We start from the raw sequence: 19,000 nt of genomic DNA on the forward strand, positions 1-19,000 counted from the left end.
TTGGTAAGTAAAAAGTAAGTTCTTTTTTTCATACCGAAGTATAATCAAGCCAAGCATTGAAAAGTTTATAAAAGGCAACTGGATTGCAGACAATATAACTAATAAATAATAAGCAGAGCTGGAAAAAAGCAAACTGGAAATATAATATGACAACAAGCATATTATAATTGAGAAAAAAAACGATAATGAAATGACCGTAATTAATATGCTGAACAAAAAGATTTTTTTATCATCCCCCTCCCATTTGTAATAGTATCGTTGAAGCGATGTTTCCAATTGCAGCAACGCAAATACAGATACTATCCCCATAAGTACCTGACATAAATCAATCATTCCATATTCGGTAGTTGTAAATAAACGAGTATAAATGGGCAGCAAAATGAAAGCCAATATTTTCTCAATGCTCGTTGCAACACCAAATGAAAAAAAAGACTTTAGGAACTCTCTCATTTTCTAGTCTCTCAAATACTATTCTGCTTCAAAAAATCTAAAAATCTTTTAGGGGAAACAATCATAGAATCAACACATTGTGATTTGTCTAGAGCTTCCTTTATAAAATCCACATCTATATCCTCAAGAGTAGAAAAATAGGAAAACTGCTTGTCATTGAAATATTCCTTTGCTTTTATGAAAGCATTATTTGTCAGCAACTTTTTCTTGTAAGCAATTGCTTCTGCTGCTCTTAAAGATGACCCGGACTGTGATGTATCCATCAAAATTTCCAAAATACACTTTGTCTGGACAATTTTAGATACAATAACTTCGTATGGCAACTTATGCTTAGAATCAACAATATTAAAATCACATTTTATCCCACAACTTTCCAGCCGATTCCGAAGTTGTTCTATTATCGCCCTTCGACCTTTATCCAAACCACAAAAAAAGATATCCGATTCATTTTCCTCCTTAATCGAAACATTCAATACGGAACAAACCTGATTGTAAAATTGAAAATTATGTTCAACTGCATCTATTTCATTAAAAGTTATAATCATGTCAAACTTTTCCCGATTATTTTCCACAAACCGCAACTGTTTCTCATTGACTCGGGAAGACAATGTATTTGTAAACATGTAGAACAATTTTGAATGCGGATATTTTTTTTTCAAATATTCCAAAAAAGGAAGGTGAGTAGAACAAACATTCTGTTCGTATATAATAAAATACACTTGTTCATATCCATGTATGGTTTGTAAAGGATATAAATATCTATATATAAACTCAGGAACCATATTCTCCCATCCATATCTTGTCATAAAAAATAGAATATTATATAATATTTTTTGCCTGACTGATAAATCATTGGGAGCAAAATACAAAACATCTTTATTATATAGGATATCATTATTTACAACTTTCATGTAATCTGAATATCCCCAAAAAACATATTTAATTCTCATTATAATACAATAAGCGCTAACTTCCTTCTCCTATCTCCTCCACCAGCGACGCATGCACAAACGTCGTCGCCACCGCCATCACCCCCTCGATGTTCACCACCACCCTCCTATCATGGCGCACACGCACAAACACCCCTTCCACTCCTTCGAAGATGCCGCCGGTGATGCGTACCCGGGTTCCTTGGGAGAGGTTCAGCTCGGTGGGTTCAAGATAGAGCACAGCCTGGTCGTAGGTGCCAGACACGGCGATGAAGCTGCGCATCTGTGAGTCCGGGATGACGATGGGCTGGTGGGTTTCGCGGTCCATGATATAACGGATGGGGATGTTCATGCCCGGTTTGTTCTTTATTTCGTCCATACGCTCACGGGTGGAGCGGACGAAGACCAGGTTATGGACCGCAGGAACAAGCTTGCGCAAGCGGCGCTCTTTCCTCACGACATACTCATAGCGCATGGGAATATAGTTTTCAATGCCCTCTGCATCCAGGTATTCCTTGAAAAAAAGCTCTCGGCTATAGGTGACACGCACTGCATACCAGTGCATTTCTGCATTCTCGTTCACAAAAAAATATGATTGGGGGACACCGGAGTAGCGAAGTACCTCCCGGTCAAGTAATGTAATGCGGTTACTTTAAATAGACTATGTGCATTCATTTTATTTCAAGACCCTCCACCATCTCGGAAGGAAGGCGACGAAATAGTTATATTCAAGCCATCTTGCGATAAGCAGTCATAAACGAAACGTTTATAATAAAAAAAATGTTTTATGACACGCTCCGTTTAATGAACGCAAAGGTAATGTCAAGAAATGAAAGTACAAAATATTCTGATTGATAAAATGATAATCTTTTTTAATGCAGGTATCATCGCACTATATATCAAATAATTACGTTCATTAGGTAAGATACACGCGCACGCGCGTCATTTCTTATTTTTTTAAAGAAAGAGTGTGTTACATATATAACCATAGGTTCCGGTACCTCACCCTATACATACAGACTACACACACGCTTCACTACTTCACAGGGATACCACAGAATTTCGTAACTATTCAGCAGATGATGCTTTATGATAATTTTTCAGACGCTGATAACACAGATGACACGGATTATTTAATTTCACGTCCTCAGAAGCGTTGCATCAGGTAAGAAAAACATAAAATCTGCGTTATCTGTAATTGTACAGACTCCTTTTTTGTTAATTTTGCAACCGATTTACTAACTTAATATAAAATTATATTTTCAAATTGTAATTATGAGAACAAAAAAACGCCAATTAGCGTGATGCAAATCAAAGGGAGGGATTACCAAGTGCTGTACACCAAAGAGAGCAAAGAGGTGCAAGTGGCCCTCGACCTGCTTTCTATGGTAGAACACAAGTCGTTAACCGTGGAATACAAGGAGCGGAAGGCTTTCCTGACACCCTTCATCCCACTGCTGATAAATCCCCAAAAGGAACACGGACTGAAGGGTGTAAGCCCCTTCGCCAAGCTGCTGCATCTACTTGTAAACTTTATGGACGCGGACGGAAGCGGCAATACGCTGAACCCCGATTGCATTGAGGATGAGATATATAAGCTCTTCAATGAGCTATATCCCAAGGAGTAAAACGGACCAAGGAATTCAAATTGTAAAAAAACGGCTGTCCCACTGCGGATGGCCGTTTTTGCTTCCTAAGGAAATAAACGGCATCTTTGCGCCGCCAATAAGGCAAACTTAATACAAGTAGAATGGAAAACATTCCAGTGACCACCTACCGTGGTTTCAGCGCCGTCAGCGGGGAGACAACCTTCACGCAGGACATGGCTGACATAAAAAACGGCAAGCATGCCAAGTTAATCATCAAAATCGCCAGCCTCGTGGCGCAGGGAAAGGTGGAGGAAGCCAACCACGTCAAGAAGCAGCTTCCCTTCAGGACCCTCACGGCCAACTACCGGGAAAGAAGGCTCGCACCGAGCATCACCCGCTACAACCCCGTCATCACGCTCGACATCGACGACCTGGAAGAAGGACAGTTGGAGCAGACCCGGACCCTCATCAACGAAGACCCGCACACCCTGGGCAGTTTCCTCTCCCCCAAAAGGCACGGCTACAAGCTGTTCGTCTTCATGCAGACGGAATACACCCGGCGTCTGTATGACCGTCTCCGGCAGGGCGAGGTGACCTACGCCACGCTCGAGGAGATACACCTGAAGCTGTACAGCGCCGCCAAAGAGCACTACGAGGCCCTTCTCGGAGTAGAGGTGGACGGAAGCGGAAAGGACATCTCGCGAGGATACTTCATGTCCTTCGACCCGCATGCCTATATCAATGCCGCACTGCTGGAACAGATTTCCCCGTTGCCGGCACGCATCATCCCGCCTGCGAAGAAGGAGAACAGCCCAAAGAAGACGCCCGTCGAAACGGTACACCCCCTCCCCGCCTCCTCTGCCGCCACGCCGCAGGACGCAAAGCCTTGGGAGAAGCTGATATTCTCCCAAGCCGTGACCGCCGTGAAGCGCACCACCAGGTTCCGGGCAGGCAACCGCGACAACTTCCTCTTCGCCCTGGGCAACAAATGCTACAGCAAGGGCCTGGACGAGCAGACAGCCATCAGACTGGCGAAAAACGAGTTCGGACAAGAGTATCCCGACGTGGAATCTCCCCTGCACAATGCCTACATCTATACCGACAAGACCAGCGAAGCCGCTACAAAGAAGGAAGAGAAAAAGCCCATCATCAACCAAGTGATGAGCTTTCTGGAAGAGCACTACGGCATCCGCAGGAACCTCATCCTGGACCGCCTCGAATTCATGCCCTATGCCCTGTCGGCAGATGCCGGAAAAGGTTACCGCCCCATGCGCGGAAAGGACTACAACACCATATTTGTAGACCTGCAGATGGCCGGCATCTCCTGCTACCAGAATTTCCTCAGAGCCGTGATAGACTCCAACTACGCCAAGGAGTTCAACCCCTACACCGACTATCTGTACGCGCTTCCCCCCTGGGACGGGACGGACTACATCGCCCAACTTGCCGACACCCTGACGACCGAGAACCGGGAGTTATGGCAGAAGGGCTTCAAACGGTGGATAGTGGGCCTGGTGGCTTGCGCACTGAGCGACGAGGACATGAACCAGCTCGTCATCATCCTCTACAGCGAGCAGGGAAAGGGAAAGAGCAGCTGGATTCGGCGCCTGCTGCCGCCCGAGTGGAAAGAGTACTTCTACAACGGCATAATAGACCCGAGCAACAAGGACGATGCCCGCCTGCTCGCCACGCGAATCATCATCAACATGGAGGAGTTCGAAGGCGTGAAGCCCGGCGAGCTGGCAGCATTGAAGCGAATCATCGCGCAGGACAACGTGACGCAGCGCAAGGCCTACGACATCGAAGCCTTCACCCTGCCCCGCCACTGCTCCTTCATCGCGAGTACCAACAACCGGCAGTGCCTGCAGGACATCGGCGGAAACCGGCGTTTCCTCCCCATCACCATCACCGGCATAGACTACCACACCCCGGTGAACCATCCTGGCATCTACGCCCAGGCGCTCGCCCTGCTGAAAGACGGATTCAGATACTGGTACGAGGGCGAGGAGATAGAACAGTTGAACAAGCACAACGAACGGCACCGCATGAAAGACCCCGTGGAGGAGAACCTCTTCGTCTTCTTCCGCAAACCGCTGCCCGAGGACCTGCAGATAAAATGGCTCCCTGCCAGCGTCATACTGACCAAGCTCAGCATATTCGGAAAGGTGCAGGTGAACCCGCACACCCAGCTGGTACTGGTGCAGGCACTGGAAAAGTACGGATTCGGCACACGGACCAACGAGCAGGAGACGACCGAATATGAGGTAGTGGACATCCAGACATATCAGTAACCGGCATTCGAGGAGAAGAGAGAAGCCCCGTAACATATATTGTTGTGCATGACAACATATATTGTTACGGGGCTTTACATATATTGGCGTTTTCTTTACAAGGTTTCCCTATTTCCGGCCGGCATCCTGTTAGGGTTCTCCCAGATACTTCACCAGCACTTTCACTTCCAGCGGAGTGAAGGTGCGCCGGTATTTGTTGTAGCCCACCTTCTCCAGCTCACCCTTCAGCGCCTTGTTGTGGCGTATCCATGCCGCCAGGGTATAGATGGCATTGCTGATGCAGTAAGTCGGGTTGTAGAGCATGGCAAGCTCCTCCTTCGAATAGGCGTGGATGCGGAACGGACGAAGGTCTTCCTCCTCCTCTTCCCTCTTTTCTTTTTCTGTTTTCATTCCTTATGTTATTGGTTGATTATTACACCATAAAGATACTGAATATCAGCGGTATGACCAAGCGTATACAGACATAAACGGGCATCGGACGAAGAACTTTTCCTGAACAGAAAGGAAACGGGAAAGAGACGGCGTAACCCGAAGAAAGCCATGAGCAGAAAAAGCCGGAGAAGTACTTTTGCAGCACCCCTCTTCCCCCCCCTAAAGGAGAAAGAGAAGAGTATTGCAATACGGGACTTTAATTTCTAATTGTTAATTTTTAATTATTTAATTGTTTATGGGAGTACCATTCAAGAAGATTGCGAGGAAAGATCCTCGAAAGGCAGATGCGGTGGCAAAGTTCTACCCGCAGCTGGTGACACTGGGCGACAATGCGACGCTGGACGACATTGCGTATGTGATGAAGGAGAAGAGTTCGCTGACACTGGGAGACATCCAGAGTGTATTGACCAATTTTGTGGAGGCCATGATAACAACCCTCTACAGCGGCCAGTCGGTGAATATCAAGAACTTCGGCGTATTCAGCCTGTCGGCGCGTACGGCAGGCGTACTGGATGTAAAGGAGTGCACCGCCAAGAACATCAAGGCGGTGAAAATCAATTTCCGGCCTTCCAGCACCGTAAGACCGGACATCGCCGCCACGCGTGCCGGGCAGAAGATTGACTTCTACGACCTGGAAGCTTTGCTGAACAAGGGAGACGGTGAAGGAGGAAGCTCCGGCAGCGGTTCCGGCTCGGGAGACGGAGGCGGTTCGGACGGAGACCAGGGCGAAAATCCGTTGGGATAAGTATGACTGATTTTACTACCGATTCGTATGTTCAACTTTTAAAACGTATATAGCATGAAAAAAAGTATCTGGGATAAAATTCTGAAAGTCGTAATTGCAGTAGCCTCTGCCATCTTAGGGGCATTGGGAGCCAATGCGATGAACGTGAACATTTAAGTCGCCGGAAAGAAAGGACGGCAGGAAGAGGAAACCCCGAAAAAGGTTTCCTCTTTCTCTTCCCTCTCTATACAGCGCAGGATACGCCAGTCGCAGCTACGCACCCAATAGCGGAAAGCCATGTTCGGGTGGAAATGCTCCGAGAAGTCCAGCAGACGTTCCAAATCAAACTCCTCGGAGATGACACCGGCACCGCTACGGAATGCATCGTAGGCGTTACAGTCCTGCTCGATATGCGCCGGAACCATCAGCAAAGGCTTGCCCAGATACATCGCCTCGCAGACCGACTCGAAGCCGGCAGTGGTGGCATAGGCCTTGCAGCCTGCCATGTAGCGCAGGAACTTGACGTCATCGAGCTGATGGAAACTCAAGGTGTCGTCCACACGGCACACCTCGGCTTCGTCCTGCTTGTCCCAGAAGAAGTGGAGGGGTATTTCCGGATGGGCACTGTGCCAGTGGAGGATATTCTCGCCAAAACCGGAGTTTACCATGTATCCGTGGAGATAATCCCCTTCCGTACCTTCGCACGACAGCACCTCCCTCCGCAGCAATGGCGGAACCACGCGGACATACGCTTCTTCGTCATCCTCCATCTCGCGGAAGGAAAGGGCGAGCTTTTCGCGGGCACCTATGCACGTGAGGCGGGTGAAAAGGCGGAGCAGCCACAGATGGAAGCCGTTCTTACCGGGAAACTCGAAATCGCGGTGCAGGAACAGGTACTGGTGCCCGACGCTTATTTGAGGAACGGAAGGACGGAAGAAGAGATAGGTCATCCCCGTGAGCAGTTCGTAGAAGTTGATGACCAGTTCGGCACCACTCTCCTCGATGCGGCGGTGTATATAGTGCATGCTTTTCAGATAGACGGGCAGACGGGTGAGATTATAGGCCACACTACGCGCAAGACTTGCCCGCTTGTTGGCAGGCGTAGGCAGGAAATTGGGACTGAGAAAACGTTTCACCGGAGCTTGGATGCTGCGGTTGAAGAAACCGGGCAGACAGCGCGAATTGCTTTTGCCCACCAACACTTCCACTACCTCGTGACCGTTGCGGCGCAGCAGCTCTTCCATTGTTATGGCTTGGGTCAGATGCCCGCGGCCTTCTCCTTGAACGATAAAAAGGACTTTCATTGGGACGACTTGATGATTTACAAATTAATGTTGAAACACATGCAGCACATGACGTTGCATTTAGTTGATGCAAATATCGCACCTCCGTGTTACGGCAGAATGTGAAGAATGTGACAATTCGGTTATAAATGACAAAAGTCACACCGGCATCGCGCAGACATGACTTCAAGAGAATTTATGGAATAAATACGTAAAAAGGATAATTCGGTCGGCATATGATGCCGGAATATCAGACAAATTCCTCGACCATATACATATCACTGACAAAATCGTCAACAATCTGTTCCAGGTTTTCGCAGGCTTCGTCAGGCGTTTCACCGTAGGCGCTGCACAACACATTATTCATAAAATAAGCGTAAAAACCACCGCCGGCTGCCGCCTCTACGGTATAGTCATTTCTGTTCAGTTTCATATTCGGGCCTCCTTTCTTTTTTTACGCTGCAAAAATGAGGAAAAGTTGTTACGAGGAGATGTGAAGGAGGTTACAATAGTATGTAGATTGGTTGGCTTTGATGCAGTGGAAAATAAATGGATTGAATATTAGGAGTTTTCATTTATTCAGTTTACCTTTGATTAAAAATAAAAGCAATGGGTAAAATTAAACCATATAAAGAGCAGGACTCTCCCAAACAAACGGCACAAGAACCGATGATGGCAACTTATCATCAATCAGCCATACCGATGGACGACTTTATCAACAGTATTCCCCGAGATGCTTTGGCTGAAGCCCTTCTATTTGCCTTAGAAGAGAATAAAGCAGGACACTGTATATCAAACTCCCAAATAGAGAGTATGATAAATGAACGCATGGGATGGAAATAGTCTGGTCTAAGTTGGCTTATGAGCACTTTTTAGAGATACTTATTTATGTAGAGAATAATTTTGGCATGTTGACGGCACAGAAAACACGTCAAAAGATACAAGACAAAGTAAATCTTTTAGCAAAACATCCGTATATAGGAATTATAGACAGTGATTTTTCTACTCTATTTAACAACATTACTGTCCGTCATTTAAAACTTTCCCCTAACGTGATATATTATTTGATTGATGAGAATAGGATTGTCATTGCAGCAATGCTTCATTCAAAACAATCTCCGGAAACTGTACGCAAAACAATCTCAGAATTTCTGAAGCAATATAAATAGCTGTTCATCAATTCATGATGAGAGATAACTCTATAAATTTAAAACCGAGAGGACGTATCAAGATATACAATCACCCCGGATTACGCGGATTAACGCAGATAAAAGTTTCTGATTATCAGAACTCCTAAAATCATCTGTGTTAATCCGCGTAATCCGGGGTGGGTATTATTAATAGGAACGTGCGAAAATCACGCGGCAGGCAGAAGGCTTGCCGGTAACCATACACTTGCCCGGTTCCTTGTCACCCGGAACAAATGAATCGAAAGGAATACAACGGATGGTTGCTTTGGTCTCTTCCTTGATTTTCTCTTCGGTTTCGGTAGTCCCGTCCCAATGAGCCAGAATGAAGCCGCCTTCTTCAATCTTTTCCTTGAATTCCTCGTAGCTGTCCACGCTGGTGATGCGGCTGTTACGGTAATCGAGCGCTTTCTTGTAGACATTTGCCTGAATGTCCTCGAGCAAATCCTTCACGTACTCTTCGATACCCTCGCAGGAACGCGTCTCCTTCTCCAGTGTATCGCGACGCATGATTTCCATTGTATTGTTCTCCAGGTCGCGGCCACCCATCACCAGACGAACGGGAACACCCTTCACCTCATAGTCGGCAAACTTGAAGCCCGGACGTTTGTTGTCGGCATTGTCGTACTTCACGGAAATGCCCATCGATTTCAGCTTGGCAACAATGCCTGCCACTTTCTCGTCAATCTTAGCCAGCATCTCCGCATTCTTGTAGATAGGTACGATGACTACTTGTATCGGAGCCAGGTGCGGAGGAAGTACCAGACCGTTGTCATCGGAATGCGTCATGATAAGCGCTCCCATCAGACGGGTGGAAACACCCCAGGAGGTAGCCCAAACATACTCCAGCTTGTTCTCCTTATTGACGAACTGTACATCGAACGCCTTGGCGAAGTTCTGTCCCAAGAAGTGGGAAGTACCGCTCTGCAAAGCCTTTCCGTCCTGCATCATCGCTTCGATGGTGTAGGTGTTGAGGGCACCGGCAAAACGCTCGTTGGCAGACTTCACGCCCTTTACCACGGGCACCGCCATGTATTTTTCGGCAAACTCGGCATATACATTCAGCATCTTTACCGCTTCTTCTTCGGCTTCCTCGCGAGTGGCATGTGCCGTGTGTCCTTCCTGCCAGAGGAATTCGGCGGTACGGAGGAACAGACGGGTACGCATTTCCCAACGGAACACGTTTGCCCACTGGTTGCACAAGATAGGCAGGTCGCGGTATGAATTGATCCAGTTCTTGTAGGTGTTCCAGATGATGGTTTCGGAAGTGGGGCGGATAATCAGCTCTTCTTCCAGTTTTGCAGCAGGGTCCACCACCACACCGCCGCCATTCGGATCGTTCTTCAAACGATAGTGCGTCACGACGGCACACTCTTTGGCAAAGCCTTCCACATGTTCCGCTTCACGGCTGAGGAATGATTTCGGAATAAGCAAGGGAAAATAAGCGTTGACGTGTCCCGTTTCCTTGAACATATCGTCCAACTGACGTTGCATCTTCTCCCAGATAGCGTATCCGTAAGGCTTGATCACCATACAGCCGCGTACAGCCGATTGTTCTGCCAAATCGGCTTTTACCACCAACTCGTTGTACCACTGAGAATAGTTCTCACTACGTTTGGTAAGGTCTTTCAATTCTACTGCCATTCTATTTCGTTTTTTAAAGTTTTCGTTGATTTCTCTAAACAGTCGGCAAAAGTACAAATTTTAAAGGAAATTTATTTGAAAAACAAATAGTATTTTTAATAGAACCGAAAACACACTAATCTACATATTCTATTTTAATCACAATCTTCCTGCTTTTAACAAGTTCCCCCTTTCCCCGAACAGAAGGCTGGTGAATGTCCGAAGGGAAAAACAAGAAGAAACTGCCGGCATCGGCAGAGTAGTGTTTTATCCGGGAAGAGGTATAAAAAGCAACATCCTTTTTTGAATTATACGCCTGACGTACTTCGACGTCACTTGCCAGCCCCATCTTTTCATTTCCCCAGAGTACATACTGAAGGTCGACAAAACGGAGGTGACTTTCAATATTCCCTTTCTCCACCTCTTTGGGAATGTATTCACTGACCGTAGCCCAGCATTTCCCCTCCAGAATGACATGGTTGCCAATGGACAGCGCTTCCAAATCATGTTCGGCAAGAAAGCGGAATGCAGCATCCCAGACATCCTTGTTCTTATGATATTGGCAGGCAAATTCAACAGCATTGACTGATTTATGGGGAGAGACAGTCCAGCCATTGGACCAAACGGCACTTTTCATCCATTTCTTCGCATTTCCGGAAGTCCACTCCGGACTTGTCTGTGCTGATAAATACATACAAAAGAGTATTAATGAATAAATAATTGATATACGCTTCATATTTTTTATTTTATCGTGAATTGAAACTGGTCATAAGATTCCGTACGCCATGCCTTGTCCTTGGTTTGAGGAGAAAAGCCGAAAAGCGGAGAATAGGTCCTGACCTGCACCGTATGTCCGTCGGGCAGGAATTCGAGCAGACGCAGCCAGCCGTCTCCCCCGTTTCCACTCATGCCGCCACCCAACGCCTGGCAGTTGAACATCATCTGGTGCACATCGTGTCCGGCTGCATTCTTGTCGGTACGGAATCCCGTGGTATAGTCCAACCGTTCATTCGGAGTGGCATAGTGTCCGCACAGCACAAGACGGATGTTGGCAGAAGGTTGCACCAGCTTCTGCCAGATGCCTTCGCCCGTATTGGACGGGGTTATCTTATAGCCTTCTTTGGTGATGCGCTTGCTGTCGAAGCCGGTAAGGTAGGAATGGGTGATGAGAATCACCGTATGGTCCTTGAAGCGCGGGGCAGCCACCAGCTCCCTGGCCCATGACAAGACCTCGTCGCGCGGGGCAAATTCAACGGCAATAATCAAAATCCTCCCCCAATGCTCGTCCGTTATCTCCATGGCGGCATTCTCCAGCGTAGGCAGGCCGTTTCTGTTATTGGTGGCGGCCACGATGGTCTTTTTCCATTGGCTGTTGCGCTCTATCGGGAAATATTCCGGGAAACGGGTCATCGAGTTCTCCGAACGGGTGTAGCCGTAATCATGGTTTCCGGTAGAAATGAGATAAGGGACCTTGTTATCCAACCGCCCGAAAGCCCGCGACACAAATGTCCACTGCTCCCGGCTCGTAAGATTCCCGAAACGCGGGAAGGGAGGTAGAATACATTCATTCTGGTCTACCAAGTCGCCCGTACAAAGCACCGCCTTTACACGGAGGGAGTCTATATGATGAGCGGTCCACGCCGTCATCAGCTCAAAAACCGGCTGGTTATAGTCATACTTCACGTAGTTTTGCGGGTCGCCCAGCAGGACGATGGAAAAAGAATTAGGATTGCACAAATGCTGCTGGTTGGTATTGACTTGTGCCCGGAGCTGGAGGAATGCCAGCAGGCATCCCAAACAAAGAATGATTCTGTTTTTCATGGTTGCGTACTGAATTGATAAATACATGTCTGTTTATAAAGGTCTCCTTCACGTAATACGATGGAGGGGAAATGCGGATTGTTCGGTGTATCGGGAAAGCACTGGGTTTCAAAGCAGACGGCGCTACGACGCGGATACACAGTGCCATGCATGCCCGTGAAGCCCGGCAAATAATTGCCGGTGTACATGATAAGCCCCGGCTCTGTGGTATAGATATCCATTCTGCGCCCACTGGACGGACTGATGCAGGTGGCGGCGAAAGAGAGCTCATGCAGCGCGGGTTTCTTCAAGACAAAACAGTGGTCATAACCGTGGCCGTTGAGCAACTGCAAGTCTTTCCGGTTGATGCGTTCGCCTATGGAATGGTAGTCGCGGAAATCAAAAGGCGTATCGCCCACTGCCCTGACTTCACCGGTATTGTTCGTATTCATGTCGATAGGCAGGTAGAAATCCGCGTTTATCCTCACCAGATGGTCTTCAATGGAAGTAGTGGGAGTTCCCATGCCCGCCAGGTTAAAATAGGCATGATTGGTGGGACAGAACAAGGTGTCGCGGTCTGTCTCCGCCTCATAATCTATACGGAACCCATTGTCGTCCGTCAAGGTATACATCATCCTTACCGTAACATTGCCCGGAAAACCGGCTTCTCCATCGGCATGGAAAAGACGGAGGAGAAGTTGGTTTTCACACGGTTGCTGTGCTTCCCACACCACCGTGTGAAAACCGTTATCACCACTGTGCAGAGTATTAGAAACAGAGTTAAGCTGTAAGTGATAATCTTTTTCTCCTACACGGAAAGCGCCGTGCAATATGCGTCCGGCTACGGGGCCTATAGTAGCTCCTATATAATAGTCCTTGCTTTGCCTGCGGGCCTCTTCCAGCGTATCGAAGCCTATGACGACATTTTCAAACTTACCATGACTATCAGGAGCCATGATGGATAAGACGATGGCCCCGTAGTTCGTGACGCACATCTCCATACCGCTGCCATTGCGCAGTATATAAAGGCCGGTATCCTTTCCGTTGATTACGGACCGGAAATTATCAGGATTCAATCCCGTCAGGTTGGTCTTATCTTTCATACTTTCTAAACTTCGGGATATTCGTTGCACAACAGATGTTCGGCCGGAACATCCTCTTCTATCTGCGGGAAACGCCCCTTGGGGGTGAGGAAACGGTTGTCCCTCATGTCATCGTTCACCGTGGAGACTTCGCCTACCAGGCAATGGTCGTCCTCGGCCCAGAAAGTATGGTAGAGATAAGGCTCGTAACAAATGCTTTGTCCGGGAGCAAGACGCACCGTTTCTCCGGGAGCTACCCGTGTACTGACTCCGTCGATGGAAACGACAAGCGGTTCTTCAGTCAGCATTTCAGTTTCCTTGTCGGCCTTCCACAGACGCATGCAGAGGATTCCTCCACCCCGGTTGATGATGTCTTCCGTTTTCAGCCAATGGAAATGGGTAGGAGTAACTTGTCCGCAGCGGACAAACATAATCTTTTCACAATAGGGTTTGTCTTTCTTCTGCAGACTTCCATTACGGAGGGTTACCAGCGTCAGGCCGATTTTCAGGAAATCGCCCCAGCCGAAGTCGGTCAGGTCCCAACCCATGGCTCTTTCCCGGATATCATCACATTCCGGTCCTTTGGTCTTCCAGTCGTCCGGAGTCCAGTCCGCCCATGGAGGCAGCATGAAGTGGTACTTTGTCATAAATGCTTTGGCTTCGCGGATATATCGATTGATTTCACTGCGTTTCATGTTTATCTGTTTTTTAAGGTTTTACACTTTATTTCTTCAATAATTCCTTCAACGGGATAGCCTGGAACTGGATGTCGGCTTGGCTCCCCTCATAAAAGATACCTATGGTATGCTCGTCAATGGAGGTCATGCAAGAGTACCCCGCCCCCCTACCTTCATCCAGCAACGTCCAATACTCCTCGGGCCAAGTTTGCCCGTCATCGAAACTCACCTTAATGGTAATGTTGTTACGGCGCTCTTTTGAATTAGGATTGGCAAAGAGTAATACATGACGTTCTTCTCCGTCTTCAATATAATCATGGCGCAGCAAGGATGCCTGGCAAGCCGGTTCAATGAGAGCTCTGCGCGACGTGGGATGTTCCGTCCACGTTTTTCCCAAATCGGCAGTGACGGCAATGGCCCGCCCATTACCTTCCTGACGTCCCCGGTTGCTGCGCTCACGCATGTTCAACATCAAGGAATGGTCTGAAAGTTCTACCACCTGACATTCGTTGGTATTGTAGTAGGCCGGTTCGCCTACGGTCCAGTTTTCGCCCTTGTCTTTACTCCACATGATTGTAGAGAACTGAAGCCCGTCTTCGTTCCGCCCCTCTACCGGAAATACCAATGTACCGTCTTCCATTGTGATGCCACGACCCGGTCCGGGAGCAAGCAGCCACCATTTTTCCTTTTTTACTTGGCGGGTAATGTTACGCGGCTCACTCCAGGTAAGTCCGTCGTCAGTACTCTTACTAATCAGGAATTGGGAACTCTGTTTAACGTCATATCCCGGCTGAGAACCGTGCGCACGCCACTGGTGGTTCCATACGGTCGAGGTATCGGTAAGATTCTCTATCCATTTGCCCGTCTTGGGGTCCAAGACTCCGTGCATCCATAACCCTATGACATAGAGGTCACCGGTGAAATCATCCGACAAGATGCAACCATCACTCACTCCATTATATTTCTGAGGTAGCCCGCCCCATTCTTTCATATCCAGAACAGTCTGCATGGGTTGCCAAGTCCGCCCTCCATCTTCACTGCGATTGATGGCAATATCAATGTCGCCCTGCAAATCGTCATCTCTTTCATTGCGTGCATCATACAAGGCCAGCAAGGTACCTTTCGTCGAAGTCACCAATCCGGGAATGCGGGAAGTGTGTACCCCGTCCTGACCCGGCTGCCGCAGGGCCACTCCTATACGGAGCGGCTTTACTGCGGGCAACTGGCGGATGCCCACCAGCCCCAGGTCTGTCTGGACACTGCTGCATGAGATTTCAATCTTGCTTGTAGCCTGCGCCGCATCATCCCTCAGTCGGAGTGTCACCCAGCATGTCAGTGTATCTTCCTCTATCTGCCGGCCTACCTTAAAACTCAATTGTTTGTTCACCGGTTTGGCACTTGCACAAACCTGCCCACAATTCTCATCCAAGAACAGCGAAGCGGAAACGACATCACCGGAACGGACAGTTCCATCCAAAGTGAAATTTATCTTTTCCAACTGATATGCCACGCCGCTGTTCCTAATCAGACGCAGACACAATACCGGATTATGCTCCTTCAATGTCAACACCGGATATACCGGTTGCCGAATCTCCACCGCTATCTTATCCGTATAATTTTGGCATGCCATGATGCCCCAAGCAGACAAGACCAGTAAAAGTATAGTCTTATATCTCATATCATCCCAATATTTATTTGTAACCTTCCGTTTGTGTTATATTCGGATTAGTATTGAGACAAGCAGGAGCAATAGGCCACAAGGTAACATTCTTCTCCCCTTCACGCCCCTTCAAGGTCTCAATAAGCTCGAATTCCTTATTAAAGCGAAGGTATGCCCACCATGCTTTTGATTCTGCGACAAACTCTTTCAGTATTTCGCTGATAATGGCATTGTCTATGGCATCCTGAGTCCTTGCCGTGTAGTAGTTGTCTACCCCATAAGCACGCTTGGCCACTACATTCAGATTCTGCAAAGCGGCATCCGTATTTCCCAAGGCATTTTCCACTTCAGCTTTCAAAAGATAGGCTTCGGCCAAACGATAGACGGGGACATCACTGTCAAAACTACGCGTATCATTGGCAAAGGAGCCTTTGAACTTCACAACCATCCTTTTAATCTGTACTTCTTCCGTCAGGAACTTATCCTCGAATACCCGTACTGAAACATCCGTACGCGTGTCACGTGCATCCTCAGCCAGGAAATCGCAATAGGCTTGCGTGGGCACAACATACTGGGCATGGGAACCGGCAGGAACCTCATCCTCGGTATATCCGGCTTCCCTCAGCCGGGTTCTGTCACCGTTAGGTGCCAGATAATAGGCGAAAAAGTTGGGGGATGTTCCCGGAGTCACATTTTCATTGACGATATAGGGCAATGTCCAGATAAGCTCAGAATTGGCTTCGTTGTTTAAATTGAAAATATCGGCAAACGTGGGAAGAAGTGCATATCCGGCTTTCAATACCGCATCAACAGAAGACTGCGCCGTACTCAGAGCCGCATTCCCTCCTCCCAGACGCTTTGCCTTCCATAAGTAATATTCAGTACGCAACATGTTGATGGCAGCCGGAGATGCCTTATGGAGAAGCTTGGAAGAAGCGGGCATCAACCTTAAAGCTTCTTCTATATCGGTTTCGACCTGAGCATATACTTCAGAGGCCGCCGTACGGCTGGGATACATGTCCTCCTGCTTTTCTGACTCAAAGCCGGAAGTCAGTAACGGACAGTCACCGAATACCCGCACCAGAGTAAAGTAACAATATGCCCGTAGGAAATAGGCATTGGCCATCACCTCATTACGTGTAGCTTCATTGGTGAAAGAGATTTCCGGAGTATGCTTCAGAATCAAATTTGCACTATTAATGGTAGTATATATGCTACTCCAATTTGTACCTGCATCACCGCTCAGCAATACGTTTGTACCCACTCTATTAAAAAACGCATCATTTACCGCCCCACTCTCATACCAGTTTGAGCGCATCTCTCCATAGATGTTGAGCAAATCGGAAAAGGCGGAACGGAATTGAGTATATGCTCCATTTACCGCACTCGTAGCATCGCTCTCCTCTGTCCACATGGATAGGCTGGTGAACTGGCTGGGCTGTATCACATTCAGGTCTCCATGACATGATGTAAAAAACGAGACCCCACTTATAAGAAGAATGCCGGATAATATTTTTATTTTCATAATTCTTATTTTTCGTATTAAACTTTTTTTATCACAAAGTAACTTTACATCCGATAGAGAACTTACGGATAGGCGGATAGGTGTTGAAACTACCGGAATAGGTACTTGATGCACCTACTTCGGGAGAAAGGCCTATTACTTCCGTAAAATAATGCAGATTGTTTCCGGCCAGGGTCAATACCAGCCCTTTCAGACCAATCTTTGCCAGCAATGCCTGAGGCAGAGCATATTGCAGAGAGATTTCACGGATACAGAGATAATCGGCTTTCTGGGTGAAAACATCGGAGTTGTCCCGGAAATTCTTATTCAACTCATCGGAGTCATTGCCTGAGAAACGGGCATACTTGGCCTTACTCGGGTCATCCCCCACATTCCAGCATTTTAGGATTTCAGCAGGCAGGCTGGTGTTTCCATTCATGAAATTACACATCTGGCGTTGCAGATAACCATTGGAAATGGAGTGCCCCAAAGCAAAATCAAGATAGACATTCAATGTGAAGCCCTTGTAAGTGAAAGTATTGTTCAAACCTCCGGTGGTATGGGGAATCGTATTTCCCAGCAGGAACATATCATTGCTGTTGATGATATCGTCTCCGTTCAGGTCTTTCCACTCATAGTCTCCGATAGTCTTTTTTCCGACACCCAGTTTCTGTTTCGTGGTCCAGTCCCAACCTTTGGATGAGGTGTCATAACGGGCATTGGCAGCCTGCTCGGGAGTTGTAATGATAAAGTCTTTCTTATATCCATAGAAACGCCCCAACGGTTCACCCTCGGCAACACCTCCGAATTCTTTGGTCGTGCCATCCTGCATTTTTACAGAGTATCCTCCCTGGCGGTTCTTGTCCCGTCCGTTTTCGGGCAGTTTAAGCACCTTGTTCTTTACGTAAGTAATGGTGAATTTAGATTCCCACGTGAAATCCTTCTTGACAATGTTACGTGTTGTTATTTCAGCATCGAAACCACGGAAACGTACTTTTCCAAGATTGGTAAGGATGGAACCGTATCCCGACGTATTGGGCAATACTTTGGAAGTAATCAGGTTATCCGTAATCTTATTAAAGTAATCGATACCCAGAATGATGCGGTTCTTGAACAAGCCTAAATCAAAACCTAAATCCAATTGTGTGGAAGTCTCCCATTCAAGAGCCTTGTTAGGCATGGCCGAAGAAACGGTCGCAGCACTTTGATCGTAACTGGTGGTAATGGCATACAATCCTAATGCATCGTAATAGCCGATGGAGTTGTTACCGGTCTGCCCATAACTGCCACGCCACTTCAAATTACTTATAAAACCGATATTCTGCATAAAAGGCTCATCACTCATAACCCATCCGACAGACAATCCGGGGAAGAATCCCCATTGGTTGCCTTTGGCAAAACGGGAAGAGCCGTCCTCACGGAAAGTAGCAGTCAACATATATCTTTTCAGATAATCATAGTTCAATCGGCCGAAATAACCGATATTCACATCTTCCTGCTTGGTCGACGTTGCATCGGAATAAACAGAACCTCCGTTCAATGTCGGTATCTTGTCGGAGCTGTGTCCGGTAGTGGCAGCATACACATACTTGTACAAATATTGCTGATAGGAATATCCTACCATCGCACTGATGCTGTGTTTATCGGCAAACGTTCTTGTATAGCTGGTGTAGAATTCCAGTTTCTTCCGTTGCTCATCCGTCATGTTGGTAGTCGCCTTCCGCGTTCCATTCATCGGGTTGGCACGCATGAATGTATCTCCATGGCTG

General features: G+C 47.5%; 20 protein-coding genes. 6 read left to right on the plus strand and 14 right to left on the minus strand.

The features are described 5' to 3' along the window. The 3 genes from ABUA47_RS15050 to ABUA47_RS15060 form a co-directional block, all read right to left on the minus strand. On the minus strand, positions 1 to 450 hold a 450-nt coding region (locus ABUA47_RS15050; protein WP_349824456.1), incomplete at its 3' end, for a lipopolysaccharide biosynthesis protein. A gap of 11 nt (positions 451 to 461) precedes the next feature. Beyond that, positions 462 to 1,361 (minus strand): hypothetical protein, encoded by a 900-nt coding sequence (locus ABUA47_RS15055; protein ID WP_243634321.1) that lies wholly within the window; start codon positions 1,359 to 1,361, stop codon positions 462 to 464. Positions 1,362 to 1,416: 55 nt separating this feature from the next. Continuing rightward, positions 1,417 to 1,944: a UpxY family transcription antiterminator gene (locus tag ABUA47_RS15060; RefSeq protein ID WP_117588838.1), complete on the minus strand. Its 528-nt coding sequence runs from the start codon at positions 1,942 to 1,944 to the stop codon at positions 1,417 to 1,419. A 739-nt stretch (positions 1,945 to 2,683) separates the two neighbouring features. Here ABUA47_RS15060 and ABUA47_RS15065 point away from each other — a divergent pair. Both ABUA47_RS15065 and ABUA47_RS15070 read left to right on the plus strand, forming a co-directional pair. Continuing rightward, entirely contained in the window at positions 2,684 to 3,007 is a 324-nt protein-coding gene (locus ABUA47_RS15065) for a hypothetical protein (protein WP_005836962.1), read from the plus strand. A 122-nt stretch (positions 3,008 to 3,129) separates the two neighbouring features. Further along, positions 3,130 to 5,259 carry a VapE domain-containing protein gene (locus ABUA47_RS15070; protein WP_347774515.1) on the plus strand — a complete coding sequence of 710 codons (2,130 nt, stop codon included), beginning with the start codon at positions 3,130 to 3,132 and terminating at the stop codon, positions 5,257 to 5,259. A gap of 129 nt (positions 5,260 to 5,388) precedes the next feature. Here ABUA47_RS15070 and ABUA47_RS15075 read toward each other — a convergent pair whose 3' ends face one another. Continuing rightward, positions 5,389 to 5,649: a DUF4248 domain-containing protein gene (locus tag ABUA47_RS15075; RefSeq protein ID WP_005829216.1), complete on the minus strand. Its 261-nt coding sequence runs from the start codon at positions 5,647 to 5,649 to the stop codon at positions 5,389 to 5,391. Between the two features lie 277 nt (positions 5,650 to 5,926). Here ABUA47_RS15075 and ABUA47_RS15080 point away from each other — a divergent pair, with 277 nt between their 5' ends. Beyond that, positions 5,927 to 6,436: an HU family DNA-binding protein gene (locus ABUA47_RS15080; protein WP_035448452.1), complete on the plus strand. Its 510-nt coding sequence runs from the start codon at positions 5,927 to 5,929 to the stop codon at positions 6,434 to 6,436. 54 nt (positions 6,437 to 6,490) lie between these two features. Then, positions 6,491 to 6,592, plus strand: coding sequence for a smalltalk protein (locus tag ABUA47_RS15085; RefSeq protein ID WP_005836960.1), 102 nt, complete (start codon positions 6,491 to 6,493; stop codon positions 6,590 to 6,592). Here the strand turns inward: ABUA47_RS15085 and ABUA47_RS15090 are convergent. Both ABUA47_RS15090 and ABUA47_RS15095 read right to left on the minus strand, forming a co-directional pair. After that, on the minus strand, positions 6,589 to 7,719 hold the full coding sequence (locus ABUA47_RS15090; RefSeq protein ID WP_005836959.1) for a glycosyltransferase family protein: 1,131 nt from the start codon (positions 7,717 to 7,719) through the stop codon (positions 6,589 to 6,591). The two genes, ABUA47_RS15085 and ABUA47_RS15090, sit on opposite strands and share 4 nt — an antisense overlap. Before the next feature lie 229 nt (positions 7,720 to 7,948). Then, positions 7,949 to 8,131 carry a hypothetical protein gene (locus tag ABUA47_RS15095; RefSeq protein WP_005829223.1) on the minus strand — a complete coding sequence of 61 codons (183 nt, stop codon included), beginning with the start codon at positions 8,129 to 8,131 and terminating at the stop codon, positions 7,949 to 7,951. A 176-nt stretch (positions 8,132 to 8,307) separates the two neighbouring features. On the opposite strand from ABUA47_RS15095, the gene ABUA47_RS15100 reads away from it, so the two are divergent. Both ABUA47_RS15100 and ABUA47_RS15105 read left to right on the plus strand, forming a co-directional pair. After that, positions 8,308 to 8,541, plus strand: coding sequence for a hypothetical protein (locus ABUA47_RS15100; protein WP_008663499.1), 234 nt, complete (start codon positions 8,308 to 8,310; stop codon positions 8,539 to 8,541). Next, positions 8,532 to 8,867, plus strand: a complete 336-nt coding sequence (locus tag ABUA47_RS15105; protein ID WP_005836958.1) for a type II toxin-antitoxin system RelE/ParE family toxin — start codon at positions 8,532 to 8,534, stop codon at positions 8,865 to 8,867. The genes ABUA47_RS15100 and ABUA47_RS15105 overlap by 10 nt, the downstream gene beginning before the upstream one ends. Before the next feature lie 168 nt (positions 8,868 to 9,035). On the opposite strand, the gene proS is transcribed toward ABUA47_RS15105, so the two are convergent. The 8 genes from proS to ABUA47_RS15145 all read right to left on the minus strand — a co-directional run. Beyond that, positions 9,036 to 10,529, minus strand: a complete 1,494-nt coding sequence (proS, locus tag ABUA47_RS15110) for a proline--tRNA ligase (protein WP_005829226.1) — start codon at positions 10,527 to 10,529, stop codon at positions 9,036 to 9,038. A 115-nt stretch (positions 10,530 to 10,644) separates the two neighbouring features. Beyond that, on the minus strand, positions 10,645 to 11,202 hold the full coding sequence (locus tag ABUA47_RS15115) for a YhcH/YjgK/YiaL family protein (protein ID WP_005829228.1): 558 nt from the start codon (positions 11,200 to 11,202) through the stop codon (positions 10,645 to 10,647). Between the two features lie 47 nt (positions 11,203 to 11,249). After that, positions 11,250 to 12,329: a metallophosphoesterase gene (locus tag ABUA47_RS15120; RefSeq protein ID WP_016273674.1), complete on the minus strand. Its 1,080-nt coding sequence runs from the start codon at positions 12,327 to 12,329 to the stop codon at positions 11,250 to 11,252. Further along, the gene (locus ABUA47_RS15125) at positions 12,326 to 13,411 is read right to left on the minus strand and encodes an aldose epimerase family protein (RefSeq protein WP_035448449.1); all 1,086 of its coding nucleotides are present in this window, start codon (positions 13,409 to 13,411) and stop codon (positions 12,326 to 12,328) included. The genes ABUA47_RS15120 and ABUA47_RS15125 overlap by 4 nt, the downstream gene beginning before the upstream one ends. 5 nt (positions 13,412 to 13,416) lie before the next feature. Beyond that, entirely contained in the window at positions 13,417 to 14,085 is a 669-nt protein-coding gene (locus ABUA47_RS15130; RefSeq protein WP_035448447.1) for a D-lyxose/D-mannose family sugar isomerase, read from the minus strand. A 28-nt stretch (positions 14,086 to 14,113) separates the two neighbouring features. Continuing rightward, positions 14,114 to 15,745, minus strand: coding sequence for a sialidase family protein (locus ABUA47_RS15135; RefSeq protein WP_035448445.1), 1,632 nt, complete (start codon positions 15,743 to 15,745; stop codon positions 14,114 to 14,116). A 13-nt stretch (positions 15,746 to 15,758) separates the two neighbouring features. Continuing rightward, complete coding sequence (locus tag ABUA47_RS15140; RefSeq protein WP_035448443.1) at positions 15,759 to 17,252, minus strand: RagB/SusD family nutrient uptake outer membrane protein; 1,494 nt, start codon at positions 17,250 to 17,252, stop codon at positions 15,759 to 15,761. A gap of 31 nt (positions 17,253 to 17,283) precedes the next feature. After that, positions 17,284 to 19,000 (minus strand): SusC/RagA family TonB-linked outer membrane protein (locus ABUA47_RS15145; protein ID WP_349831731.1); only part of this gene is annotated, 1,717 nt, incomplete at its 5' end.

It is taken from the genome of Bacteroides sp. RTP31139st1_H2_RTP31139_211217 (assembly GCF_040227615.1).
In the GTDB taxonomy this organism is placed as follows: Bacteria; Bacteroidota; Bacteroidia; order Bacteroidales; family Bacteroidaceae; genus Bacteroides; species Bacteroides uniformis.